Source organism: Pseudomonas sp. NFIX49, assembly GCF_900115915.1.
Classification (GTDB): domain Bacteria; phylum Pseudomonadota; class Gammaproteobacteria; order Pseudomonadales; family Pseudomonadaceae; genus Aquipseudomonas; species Aquipseudomonas pharyngis.
This window is the reverse complement of the sequence record NZ_FOYE01000002.1, coordinates 306,405-318,449: the sequence shown is the minus strand read 5'-3', so window position 1 is coordinate 318,449 and position 12,045 is coordinate 306,405. Positions and strand designations below refer to the sequence as shown.

Here is a 12,045-nt window from a genome sequence, read left to right as displayed (position 1 = left end):
ATGAGTGAGATGGACAACCGCGTCACGCTGACCGTCAACAACATGGAATACGGCGGCTGGAAAAGCGTGCAGATCACCGCGGACCTGGAGCGCCAGTTCCGCACCTTCAAACTCGACATCACCTGGCAATGGCCGGGGCAGACCGTGGATCAGCGGATCAAGGCCGGCGACCCGTGCGAAGTGCGGATCGGCCAGGATCTGGTGCTCACCGGTTATGTGTTCAAGGCCCCGATCAGCTATGACGGGCGGCAGATCAGCCTGAGCATCGAAGGCAGTTCCAAGACCCAGGATCTGGTCGATTGTGCGGCGCGAAACATCCCCGGCCAATGGCAGGAACAGCCGCTGTTGAACATCGTCCAGGCCCTGGCCGGGGAATACTCGCAGTTTGTGGTCAACGAAATTCCCGAGACCGCGCGCCTGAGCAAACACACCATCGTCCCGGGTGAAACCGTGTTTCAGTCGATCGACCGTCTGCTCTCGCTGTACCGGGTGTTTTCCACCGATGACGCCGAAGGTCGGCTGGTGCTGGCCAAACCGGGCAGCGGCGGCCGCGCGAGCGATGCGCTGGAGCTGGGCAAGAACATTCTCTCGGCCAATGCGCCGATGGATCACAGCCAGGTGTTCTCCGAATACAAGGTGATCGGCCAGCAGAAGGGCAACGACAAGAAGAGCGGGGCGGCGGTCAGCGAGGTTGAATCCAGCGCCACCGACCTGAGCTTCAAGCGTCGGCGCACCACGATCATCAACGAAGGCTCGCAACTGACGTTCGAACTGGCCCAGCAGCGGGCCCAGTGGGAAAGCGCCACGCGCATGGGCCGGGCGCTGACCACCACGTATCAGGTGCAGGGCTGGCGCCAGTCCAACGGCGATCTGTGGCGCCACAACACGCTGGTGAAGGTCAAGGATCCGGTACTCGGTTTCGATGGCGACATGCTGATCTCCAAGGTGACGTATTCGCTGTCGGCACAAGGCTCGGTGACCACGCTGCAAGTGGCGCCGCCGCATACCTTCGACGCCAATCCGACTCCACCGAAATAGCCACCAGCCTGACATTACCTTGTGGGAGCGAGCCTGCTCGCGATAGCGGTAGACCTGTCAGTGCAGAAGTGTCTGCCAGATCGCCATCGCGAGCAGGCTCGCTCCCACAGGTGGGCGGTGGGCTGACATTCCAAGGAAACCCTATGAGCCTACTGACACGCCTGCTGGCGCGCGGCACTGTCGTGCTCGCCAATTCGGCATCCAAGCTGCAATCGCTGCAAATGCGCCTCACCGCCGGTGAAGTGAACGACGACCTGGAGCACTTCGAACCCTACGGCTTCACCAGCCACCCGCTGGCCGGTGCCGAAGGCGTCGTCACGTTTCTCGGCGGCGACCGTTCCCACGCCATCGCCCTGGTGGTCGCCGACCGCCGTTACCGCCTGCAATCGCTGGCGGCCGGCGAGGTGGCGATCTACACCGACGAGGGCGACAAAATTCACTTCAAGCGGGGGCGGATCATCGACATCGAAACCGCCACGCTCAACATCCGCGCCAGCACCGCCGTGAACTTCGAGACGCCAGTGATCAACCAGACCGGCAAGATCGTTTCCAAAGGCGATCAAGTGGCCGGCGGCATCAGTCAGATCAAGCACGTGCACGTTGGCGTGCAGGCCGGCAATGGCCAGACCGGCGCGCCGGCGGGAGGTCAGTGATGCTTTTCAGTCAGAACCTCCACGCCGCGCTGACCCGTGCGGTGCTGATCAGCCTGTTCACCTGGCGCCGTGCCGCCGACGACGATGCCCTCGACGACGAGGAGCGTTTCGGCTGGTGGGGCGACACCTTTCCCACCGTGGCTGACGATCGCATCGGCTCACGGCTGTGGCTGTTGCGCCGGGTCAAGCTGACCCGCCAGACCCAGATGGACGCCGAGTTCTATGCCCGCGAAGCCTTGCAATGGCTGATCGACGACGGCCATTGCAGCGCCATCGACATCATCAGCGAACGCCTCGACGCCCAGCGCCTGAACCTGCGCACGGTCCTGACCCTGGCCGACGGCGAGCGCCTGGACATCAACCCCGATAACAGTTGGCAGGTGATCTATGCCGTTTGAAACCCCTTCGCTGCCGGTGCTGATCAAGCGCACCCAAAGCGACCTGGCCGGCGATTCGCTGCGCCAGTCCGATGCGCAAGTCCTGGCCCGCACACTCGGCGGCGCCGCTTATGGTCTGTACGGCTACCTCGACTGGATTGCCGAGCAGATCCTGCCCGACACCGCCGATGAATCGACCCTGGAACGCATCGCCGCACTGCGCCTGAACCAGCCGCGCAAACCGGCGCAGGTCGCCACCGGCAACGTCAGCTTCAACGCGACGGCGGGCGCGGTGCTGGACGCCGATACGTTGCTGCAGTCGAGTGACGGTCGCACCTTCAAAGTCACCGCCACCCGCACCACCGTCAATGGCGTCAACAGCACCAGCATCGCCGCGCTGGAGGCCGGCAGCCTGGGCAATGCCGAGGCCGGGCTGGCGCTGACGCCGGTGCAGCCGATCACCGGCGTAGTCGGCAACAGTTTTGTGGTGCTGGCGCCGGGACTGAACGGCGGCGTGGCGCGGGAAAGCCTGGAGTCGTTGCGCTCGCGGGTCATTCGTTCCTATCGCGTGATCCCCCACGGCGGTTCGGCCAGCGACTACGAGACCTGGGCGCTGGAAGTGCCGGGCGTGACTCGTGCCTGGTGCCGAGGCGGCTTCCTCGGGCCGGGCACCGTCGGCGTGTACATCATGCGCGACGACGATCCGCAACCGGTGCCGAATGCCGATCAACTGGCCGAAGTGCAGGCTTATATCGAGCCGTTGCGCCCGGTGACTGCCGAAGTGCATGTACGTCCGCCGGTGCAGAAACCGGTGACCTATCAACTGAAGCTGACCCCCGACACCACCGCCGTGCGCGCCGCCGTCGAAACCCAGTTGCGCGACCTGCATAACCGTGAAGCCGACCTGGGCGAGGATCTGTTGATCAGCCATATCCGCGAAGCGATCAGCAGCGCGGCGGGTGAAACCGATCACGTGCTGTCGGCGCCGGTGGCGAACGTGGCCGCGGGTGACAGCGAACTGCTCACCTTCGGGGGTTGCGTATGGCTGCCATAAGAACCGCCGCGCAATACCAGGCGCAATTGCGTGCCTTGCTGCCGAGCGGCCCGGCATGGGATCCGGAGCGCGTGCCGGAGCTTGAGGAGGTGCTGGAAGGCGTCGCCGTCGAGCTCGCCCGCCTCGACGCCCGCGCCGCCGATCTGCTCAACGAGATGGACCCGGCCGGCGTCAGCGAACTGGTGCCGGACTGGGAACAGGTGATGAACCTGCCCGACCCGTGCCTCGGCGCCACGCCGCTGTTCGACGACCGTCGCCTCGCCGTGCGCCGCCGCTTGCTGGCGGTCGGCAGCCAGGCCGTCGGCTACTACCTGGAAATCGCCAAAAGCCAGGGTTACCCCAACGCCACCATCACCGAACTCGAAGCCCCGCGCATGGGCCGTTCGCGCTTCGGCGCAGCGCATTGGGGCACCTGGGAAGCGCAGTTCATGTGGACGCTCAACACTGGCGGCCGGCTGTTGCTCGGGCGGCGTTATGGCGCGAGTTACTGGGGCGAGCGCTTCGGCGTCAATCCGGGCTCGGCGCTGGAATGCCTGATCCACCGGGCGGCACCGGCGCACACCAAGGTGCACATCAACTATGACTAGGAAGGAGTGACGGGATGGATTATCCGAAGAGTGTGCCCAGCGCCGGTCTGGTGAACGGGAAATTTATCGATGAAAACCCGCTGACCGGCAAACCGGGATCGCTGATTCCGGCAGATTGGGGCAATGGCGTGACCGATGAGATCGTCAATGTGATCAGCGCTGCGGGTCTTACGCCGAATGAAAGTGACAACACCCAACTGAAAGCGGCGATTTCGACGCTTGTCGAAAAGAACAGAAACGAATCTTTTGCCAGTAAGGAAGAAGCCGAGTCGGGTACCAGCAGCAATCGGCTGATGTCGCCGCTGCGAGTGTTTCAGGCGATTGAAAAGAAACTGGTGCAAGCGACGGAAACGCTTTTTGGCTGGGCGCGCATCGCTTCGCAGGCGCAGGTCAATGCCATCGCGGATGACGCCACGATTGTGACGCCGAAAAAGCTGGGTCTGGGCGTGGCCTACAGCTTTGGCGAAAACGGCTACGTCGTTTTACCGAGCTGGCTGGGTGGCTTCACGATCCAGTGGGTGCTCATCACGGTCAGCGTCGATAAGACCTATGAATCCAAGCCCTGGCCGCTGGCGTTCAGGAACCAATGTCGCGGGGCATGGGCAAGCTACTCGCACAGCGGAAACGCCCCCTTTTTTGATATCACCACACCTCCGCTGGTGACCTACTTCGACGCAAGCCAGGTTCAGATACTGAGTAATTCCGGCGGTACGGGTTATGTCAGTGTCCTGAGTGTGGGGAACTGACATGAAACGTTTCTACAGCCGTACTACCGGCAATACCTACCTGGCGGGTTATCACACAAGCCTGCCTGACGACGCCGTCGAAATTGACGATGAACGCTACGAGGCGGTGATCGCCAATCCGGCAGCGGGCATGGATCGATCCCACGATGAGCATGGCTTGCCGACTCTGGTGGAGTTCGCTCCGGTTTCGGATGAACAGGCTGCCAGGGACGCCAAGGCCTGGCGCGACAAAGAGTTCGAACGAGTGGTCTGGCTGCGCGACCGGCATCGGGATGAATTGGAATTGATGAAGGCCACGACACTTTCCGATGCCGACTATCAGACCCTGCTCGTCTATCTGCAGGCCCTGCGCAAATGGCCGCAGGCCAAGAAGTTTCCCTCCAAACGCTCTCGGCCAAAGAAGCCGGCATGGATGGCTCTCGACTGAACGCCTGCCGCGTTCTCGACATTTGCAATCAGCGCTTCAGGTAAAGGATTGAAATATGGATTACCCAAAAAGTGTCCCCAGCGTCGGCCTGGTCGATGGCCGGTTCGTCGATGAAAACCCGGTGGCCGGAACGCCCGGTTCCTTGATTCCGGCGGTGTGGGGCAACAGCGTTACACAAGAAATTCTCAACGTGATTACCGGCGCCGGGCTGACAGCCGCCGAGGCCGATACCGGTCAGCTGCTCAAAGCCATTCAATCGATTGTCGGAAATGGCAGTCCGATGCGTTCGGTAGTAACGCGGCTGACTGCATCCAAGGCGCTGACCGATCCGGAGCTGGGGCTGGTGCTGATCGATGGCGGATCCAGTGCCGTGACGGTGACGTTGCCGCCGGCAAACGCGGCGCTGGGTGTGCGCGATGTGATTGTTCGGCGCATGGACAACAGTGGCAACCGATTGATCGTTCAGGCGTCGGGTACCGACCGCATCCGTTTTCACACGCATCTTTCACCCAGCGGTTATCCGTTTTTGGTGTTGATGGGCGGCGGTGACTGGTGGCAGTTGCGCAGCGATGCCGCCGGTAGCTGGTGGCCGGTCGGCCGGTTTGACAACACTCCACTTGGCCGGCCGTTTTTCGAGACAACCACCTTGCTCAGTCCCGGTGGTTACGGTGCGCTCAATGGCACGGTCATGAAACGTGCCGAGTGGCCCTGGTTGTGGGACCACGCCCAGCTTTCCGGAATGTTGGGCACCGAGGCCGCGCGCGCGGGCAACGAAGGTAAATGGACGTCGGGTGATGGTGCCGCAACCTTCCGTGGCCCTGAAGGGCGCGGCGAGTTTTTGCGAGTGCTGGACGAGGGGCGGGGTGTGGATGCGGCACGTGCGATGGGTTCTTTTCAGGTGGGCTCGACGCATTCGTATGCCATGGGCGCCAATGGTGCCGGAGCGGTCGGCGCGTGGTGGTCGGACAGCCTGACGAGTTTTGGTGCCGATACTCGTGAAGAACCGCAATACGTGTCCGGGCTGTACAACGGTGGCCCGGTCTTCCCTGCCGGTACGAGTTATCAGCGGGATGCCGCCAATGCCCTGCTGCTGGCATTCAAGTCCCGCCCTCGCAACATCGCCTATCCCGGCCGTATCAAGCTCATCTGAGGTGCCTATGTTCAATTATCTGTTTGACGGCTCGGGCGCCTTGTCCGGGCCTGTCGAGTTTTTTGTGACCCCGGGCATCGGTATTCAACTGCCCAGCAATGCGGTGGAGTTGTCCTTCGAGTTGCCCGCGCCAGAAGCCGGTCGTACCTGGGCCCTGATCAACGGTGTACCGCGAGAGGTGATTGACCGGCGCGGTCCGGTTTTCCGCAAGGATGGCGGCGGGCAGCAGATCTGGAGTGAGTTGGGGGAGTTGCCCGATACCCTCACAACGCAGCCCTGGCCGGGGGAATTTCATGTGTGGCGCGGCGACGCCTGGCAAGTGGATGAACAGGCCCGATTGCTCAGCATCAGCCAGCAGATGCTTGAGCAGCGCGACACGTTGCTGCGCGACGCCGTCCTGCGCATCGCCCCCCTGCAATACGCCGAAGACATCGGCGACGCCAGCCATGAAGAGCAACTGCAATTGCTCGAGTGGAAGCTTTACAGCGTGGAGCTGAATCGCATCGAAAAACAGGCCGGATTTCCCGGCGAAGTCATATGGCCGGCGGTGCCCGGCACAACCGTAACCAACTGACTGCAGCACAGGGAACCGTGTAATGGATTATCCAAACAGCATCCCCGGCGTCGGCCTGGTCAATGGCGGTTTTGTCGATGAAAACCCGGTTGCCGGCACGCCCGGATCATTGATCCCCGCCGCCTGGGGCAACAGTGTCACGCAAGAAATTCTCAACGCCATCAAGGCCGCCGGACTGACGCCGGACGAGAGCAAAACCAATCAGTTGGCAACGGCCATTGGCGCTCTCGTCGACTTCACCAAATTGAAAAACACCCCGACCACGCTGGCGGGCTACGGCATCACCGATGCAGTGGGAAGGTTGCTGGCGGTAAGGCAGATTGATGCAGTCGGGATCACGGTTTACAAGCCGAACCCGAGGGCGAAACGGATTCGCGTTCGATTGGTCGGGGCGGGTGGATCGGGGGGCGGATGCGAACCTGTTCCGACAGGCACTCAAATTCTCGGCGGTGGTGGCGGGTCCGGCGCGTATGCGGAAAGCCTGTATGACGTCACCGCGCAAATGCTCGCCGGCGTACCGGTTTCGCTGGGCGCCGGGGGCGCTGTCAGCAACACCACGGGCCTTGCGGGCGGCGGCGCTTCCTTTGGTAGCTACATGAGTGTTTCGGGAGGTGGTGGCGGGCAGAAACTGGGGATCGTGGTCACGGGCACTTCGTCAGGATTCATTCAGGGCGGGGTAGGTGGATTACTGGCTGGAGGCAATCTCTGCAGTGCTCGCGGTATCACCGGAGGTTTCGGAATGAGCAACGCCAATTGGGGGTTGCTGTCGGGTTTCGGAGCTCCGAGTCCGTTCGATGGTGGTGGCCCTTTCAGCGGGTCAAACACCGTTGGCAATGCAGGTGTTCGAGGTTCGGGCGGCAGTGGTTCCTGCTCGGTTCACGCTTCTGCGTCAATCGTGAGCGGCGCCGGCGGCAATGCCTTCTGTGAAATCTGGGAGTACGAGTAATGGCCCGTTATGCACGTATTGAAAACGGTGTTGCGATCGAAGTGATCGACACCGGTGACTACGCGATCGAGCAACTGTTCGCGCCTGCTTTCGTCGCGGCGATGGTGCAGGTGCCCGAGGGTGTGAGCGTCGAAATCGGCGCGCCGATGCCCGAGGCGGCTCGCGCTATCGAGCCTTTGCGGGAACCGCAAAGTCCTGTCATCGCTCAACCCCCAATGGTCGAGGACAAGGAGCCTCTGGCGGCAGAGCGAGTCTGGCGCCAGTCCGCGCTCGCAGCCACCGAATGGCAAGTCACCCGCCACCGCGACGAGCAGGAACTGGGACGCGGAACAACGCTCAAGGCCCAGCAGTATCTGGAGTTGCTCGAATACCGCCAGGCGTTGCGCGACTGGCCAGGTGCCGGCGCATTTCCGTCCTCCGTTTTACGGCCGTCAGCGCCCCAATGGCTGGCCACGGACATTGGCTGAAGCCCTCACACAACCCATGAATTCAGATAAGGAGATAAACCGTGGACTACCCCAATAGTGTTCCCAGCGCAGGTCTGGTGAACGGCAAGTTTGTCGATGAAGACCCGGTCACCGGCAAGCCGGGATCCTTGATCCCGGCCAGCTGGGGCAACGGCATCACTCAGGAGCTGCTGACCGTGATCCAGACCGCTGGCCTCACCCCGTCCGAGACTCGAACCGATCAAGTACTGACGGCATTGCGCAGCAACAAACTGTTTGCGACCGCGCCGCAGTTCGACAACAGTCAGTCGGTCGCCACTACCGCTTTCGTGAGCCGCAGCGGTCTGCAGTTTTCCGGTTTCGCCTCCTATCCGACGAGTACGACTTTGACAGCGGCCAGCGTGGGCGGCGTGGCGAGTTTTTCCAGCGCCACGCCGATTACGGCGACCCTGCCTTCCGTTGCCAATATTCCTCATGCCGGGACCCTGCATATCCTCAACGCCGGGAATGGCGTTCTGACGATCAGTCCCACCGGCAATGAAGCCATTGAAACCTGCAACGGCACCATCGGCGCACTCAAGCTTGGCCTCGGTGATTCGGCGCAACTGGTCAAGTTGACCGGACAGTGGCGACTGTACGGCGGCTCGGTCAGCGACCGGTATGCGACGGCCCATTCCGGCGTCTACGGCAATGTCGGTTACCAGCGCTTTCCCAGCGGCAACATCGATCAATGGGGAGTAGGGACGACCGATGCCAACGGCGATGTCTATGTGACCTTTCCGATTGCATTCCCAACTGCCTTTTCATCGATCGTCGCCATCCATTCGGGCGGCGACGGAGCCATGGTCGTTCAGTACGCGGGATCGGAAAGCAAAACCGGATGCCGTTTGAAGGTCCGCAGTTATAACGGGGCCGTCTCGGCAAACTGGGGTATCTATTATTTTGCAAAGGGCTACTGAATGAACCCGTTCAATGTGTTTTTCAGCGCAACTACCCGGGCCGTTTATGTACCCGGTATCAACACCTCGGACATTCCCGAGGATGTGATCGAAATTCCTCAGGCGTACTGGATCTCCCTGTTACAGCAATTGGCCGTCTCGCCAAAGGTGATTGGCGTCAATAACGGTAACGGGTTTCCGATTCTGGTGGATCCGCCGCCGCCGAGTCCCGAAGAAGCAGCCGATATCGAACGCCAGTGGCGTACGGCGCAACTGGCCGCGACCGATGGTCTGGTAGCGCGTGATCGCGATGAGCTGGAGGACGGCGGCGGCACCACCCTGACTACCGAGCAATACGCCGAACTGCAATCATTTCGGCGGGCTCTGCGGGATTGGCCCCAGGCGTCGCTTTTCCCGTTCAGTGAGCATCGGCCGGTAGCGCCACGCTGGTTGGCCTCGGCGCTCTAGTGAATCAAGGAAACTGAAATGGATTATCCGAAAAGCGTTCCCGGCTCAGGCCTGGAGAATGGCCGGTTCGTCGATGAGGACCCGATTGCCGGAAAACCGGGATCGTTGATCCCGGCCAGTTGGGGCAACAGTGTGACCCAGGAAATTCTCAACGCGATCACGGCCGCCGGTCTGACGCCGGATGAGGAGCAGACCGATCAACTGGCACAGGCCATTCGGCAACTGGCCAAGCCCGATCCGCTGCAGCAGTTTCCTGTGCAGGTGTATCGCAAGAATCTGTTGATCAATGGTGGATTCAATATCTGGCAACGCGGCACGACCAATCAAGGGCCGAACATCGGTGGCTATGTGGCGGATCGTTTTCGATGCGACTGGAACGGCAACGCAGGTGTCAGCATTTCGCGCCAGGATTTTCCCCTCGGTCAAACGGAAGTCGTGGGTGAACCCGCTTATTTCCTGCGCTGGCAGCAGGCCACCGCAGGCACGGGAGCAACGGTGCATAAAGTCGCCCAGAGCATTGAATCGGTCAGAACTCTGGCCGGGCGAACGGCTACGGTCAGCTTCTGGGCGCGATCCGATGCGACGCGTCCTTTGCGCGTCACGATTGCTCAGCAGTTCGGAACGGGCGGTTCGGAGGGTGTAGTGAAGGTTGTCGACGTCTTTCAACTGAGTACGTCGTGGAAGAAATACAGCGCAACGTTTCAGGTGCCAATCATCGCCGGGAAAATGCTGGGCGTGAATGACTGCCTGACCTTGTCGTTCGATCTGCCGCTCAACGTGTTGCAGACCGTCGATCTGGCACAGATGCAATTGGAGGAGGGGCCGGTTGCGACAGCGTTTGAATACCGTCCGGCGGCGGAAGAGCTGAGCCTTTGCCAGCGTTATTTTGAGAAGTCTTTTGCTAACCGTCTGCAGATCCGTTCGAACAATGGTGCCGCAACCTGCATTGGTAACTTCACCCAGGCCGCGGCAGCCAATACCGGTCAGTACGGTATGAGCATCGATATGCAGGTGCTCAAGCGCGTACAACCTACCATCGTGCTGTATTGCCCGGGAGATGCGAGCAATCAAGTCTGGCATCAGGGCCTGATGAAGGCGTGTACGGGAACCGTTTTGCAAAGCGTGACCGAGAGAAGCTTTGCCATTGCCACTGTGACTCCTGTCGGCAGTGTTCCCGGGCAGATTTTGCAGATCGAATGGACCGCGGACGCGGAAATCTAGGAGGCAAGTCCATGAGCTATCAGCTCACATCGTCTGGCGTTCTGCGCCTGGGTGATTCAGCGTTCATTCCACAGGATCCGACCAACCGTGACTGGCTCGAGTACCAGGAGTGGCTGGTTTCCGGGGGACAGGTACTGCCACTGGATCCGCCGCTAGAGAGTGCGACGGCCAATCAGGGCATGCTGGGTTTGTTCAAGCGAATGATCCAGGTGTCCCCGGACAGCACGCTGAAAACTGAGGTAAACAATGGCTGATCAGCTTTGGTCGCCATCCGTGATTCAATCGGCGCATCCAGGGAGGATCGAGCATTATGCAAATCACTGAAGACAACCTACTCAACATCATGCCCAACGCCCGCCGCCAAGCGGGCGTTTTTGTTTCACCGCTCAACGACGCCATGGCTCGCCATCGCATCGACACGCCCAAGCGAGTTGCTGCGTTTCTGGCACAAATCGGCCACGAGTCCGGGCAATTGCAGTACGTGCGTGAACTGGGCAACAACCAATACCTGAGTAAATACGACACCGGTACGCTGGCCTTGCGTCTGGGCAACACGCCCGAGGCCGATGGCGACGGGCAGAAGTATCGCGGGCGCGGGCTGATCCAGATCACCGGCCGCACCAACTATCGCCAGTGCAGCCTCGGGCTGTTTGGTGACGAGCGCTTGCTGGCGCTGCCGGAACTGCTGGAGCAACCGCTATGGGCGGCCGAGTCCGCCGCGTGGTTCTGGGCGCAGAACGGCCTGAACGAACTGGCGGATCAGGACCAGTTCAACAGCATCACCCGGCGGATCAACGGCGGGTTGAACGGCTTGCAGGATCGACTGGAGCTTTGGGGGCGGGCGAGGGCGGTGTTATGCCAGCCTTCGGTTTGAGCGTCTGGCGGCTGCTCGGTCTGGTGCTGCTGGCCGCAGTATCGGCAGCGCTGGCCTGGCAGTTTCAGGACTGGCGCTACGGTCGCCAACTGGCCGAGCAGGCGCGGTTGCATGCCGAAACCCTCAATCAGCTGACTTCGGCCGCTGCCACCGCGCAACAGGCCGAGCAGGACAAGCGTCTGGCCCTGGAGCAACGGCTCGCGGCCAGCGAACAAACCCATTACCGAGCACTGAACGATGCCCAACGTGATCAGGATCGCCTGCGCGATCGCCTTGCCACTGCTGATCTGCGCCTGTCAGTCCTCATCGACGCAGGCGACGCTGCCCAAGGCTGTGGTGTGCCAGCCGCCTCCGGCGCCAGCGGCGTGGATCATGCAGCCATACGCGCCCGACTTGACCCGGCGTATGCTCGACGAATTGTCGCCATCACCGGCGAAGGCGACCGCGGACTGATCGCCTTGCAGGCCTGTCAGGCCTATATCAGAGCGCTGGCTCCTGCACATTTTGAATAAGCTTGTGTATTGAAAGCGCAACCGGCTCGTGTAC

General features: G+C 61.5%; 17 protein-coding genes. All 17 read left to right on the top strand.

From position 1 onward, the window contains the following. A complete protein-coding gene (locus tag BMZ46_RS05915) occupies nt 1–1,038 on the top strand; it encodes a phage baseplate assembly protein (RefSeq protein WP_074691334.1) in 1,038 nt (345 codons plus the stop codon). A 143-nt stretch (nt 1,039–1,181) separates the two neighbouring features. Then, nucleotides 1,182–1,691 carry a phage baseplate assembly protein V gene (locus BMZ46_RS05910; RefSeq protein WP_074691335.1) on the top strand — a complete coding sequence of 170 codons (510 nt, stop codon included), beginning with the start codon at nt 1,182–1,184 and terminating at the stop codon, nt 1,689–1,691. Then, the gene (locus BMZ46_RS05905) at nt 1,691–2,089 is read left to right on the top strand and encodes a phage GP46 family protein (RefSeq protein ID WP_007954906.1); all 399 of its coding nucleotides are present in this window, start codon (nt 1,691–1,693) and stop codon (nt 2,087–2,089) included. The genes BMZ46_RS05910 and BMZ46_RS05905 overlap by 1 nt, the downstream gene beginning before the upstream one ends. Next, the gene (locus BMZ46_RS05900) at nt 2,079–3,122 is read left to right on the top strand and encodes a baseplate J/gp47 family protein (protein ID WP_074691337.1); all 1,044 of its coding nucleotides are present in this window, start codon (nt 2,079–2,081) and stop codon (nt 3,120–3,122) included. The genes BMZ46_RS05905 and BMZ46_RS05900 overlap by 11 nt, the downstream gene beginning before the upstream one ends. Then, entirely contained in the window at nt 3,110–3,709 is a 600-nt protein-coding gene (locus BMZ46_RS05895; protein WP_039771270.1) for a YmfQ family protein, read from the top strand. The genes BMZ46_RS05900 and BMZ46_RS05895 overlap by 13 nt, the downstream gene beginning before the upstream one ends. A 14-nt stretch (nt 3,710–3,723) precedes the next feature. After that, the gene (locus BMZ46_RS29755; protein ID WP_039771272.1) at nt 3,724–4,455 is read left to right on the top strand and encodes a hypothetical protein; all 732 of its coding nucleotides are present in this window, start codon (nt 3,724–3,726) and stop codon (nt 4,453–4,455) included. 1 nt (nt 4,456) lies between these two features. After that, on the top strand, nt 4,457–4,882 hold the full coding sequence (locus tag BMZ46_RS05885; RefSeq protein WP_039771274.1) for a phage tail assembly chaperone: 426 nt from the start codon (nt 4,457–4,459) through the stop codon (nt 4,880–4,882). Between the two features lie 55 nt (nt 4,883–4,937). Continuing rightward, nucleotides 4,938–6,032, top strand: a complete 1,095-nt coding sequence (locus BMZ46_RS05880) for a phage tail protein (RefSeq protein WP_074691339.1) — start codon at nt 4,938–4,940, stop codon at nt 6,030–6,032. Between the two features lie 7 nt (nt 6,033–6,039). Continuing rightward, on the top strand, nt 6,040–6,606 hold the full coding sequence (locus BMZ46_RS05875; RefSeq protein WP_074691341.1) for a tail fiber assembly protein: 567 nt from the start codon (nt 6,040–6,042) through the stop codon (nt 6,604–6,606). Nucleotides 6,607–6,628: 22 nt separating this feature from the next. After that, a complete protein-coding gene (locus tag BMZ46_RS05870; RefSeq protein WP_039771280.1) occupies nt 6,629–7,552 on the top strand; it encodes a hypothetical protein in 924 nt (307 codons plus the stop codon). Beyond that, nucleotides 7,552–8,019 carry a phage tail assembly chaperone gene (locus tag BMZ46_RS05865; protein WP_074691344.1) on the top strand — a complete coding sequence of 156 codons (468 nt, stop codon included), beginning with the start codon at nt 7,552–7,554 and terminating at the stop codon, nt 8,017–8,019. Before BMZ46_RS05870 ends, BMZ46_RS05865 begins: the two co-directional genes overlap by 1 nt. A 41-nt stretch (nt 8,020–8,060) precedes the next feature. After that, on the top strand, nt 8,061–8,957 hold the full coding sequence (locus tag BMZ46_RS05860; RefSeq protein ID WP_074691346.1) for a gp53-like domain-containing protein: 897 nt from the start codon (nt 8,061–8,063) through the stop codon (nt 8,955–8,957). After that, entirely contained in the window at nt 8,958–9,404 is a 447-nt protein-coding gene (locus tag BMZ46_RS05855) for a tail fiber assembly protein (protein ID WP_074691348.1), read from the top strand. It abuts the gene before it with no gap. Between the two features lie 18 nt (nt 9,405–9,422). Beyond that, on the top strand, nt 9,423–10,625 hold the full coding sequence (locus BMZ46_RS05850) for a carbohydrate binding domain-containing protein (protein ID WP_074691350.1): 1,203 nt from the start codon (nt 9,423–9,425) through the stop codon (nt 10,623–10,625). 11 nt (nt 10,626–10,636) lie between these two features. Beyond that, complete coding sequence (locus BMZ46_RS05845) at nt 10,637–10,879, top strand: hypothetical protein (protein ID WP_039771290.1); 243 nt, start codon at nt 10,637–10,639, stop codon at nt 10,877–10,879. A gap of 56 nt (nt 10,880–10,935) precedes the next feature. Further along, entirely contained in the window at nt 10,936–11,499 is a 564-nt protein-coding gene (locus BMZ46_RS05840) for a glycoside hydrolase family 19 protein (protein ID WP_074691352.1), read from the top strand. Next, nucleotides 11,481–12,011 (top strand): lysis system i-spanin subunit Rz, encoded by a 531-nt coding sequence (locus tag BMZ46_RS05835; protein WP_074691355.1) that lies wholly within the window; start codon nt 11,481–11,483, stop codon nt 12,009–12,011. Before BMZ46_RS05840 ends, BMZ46_RS05835 begins: the two co-directional genes overlap by 19 nt. Nucleotides 12,012–12,045: the final 34 nt, after the last annotated feature.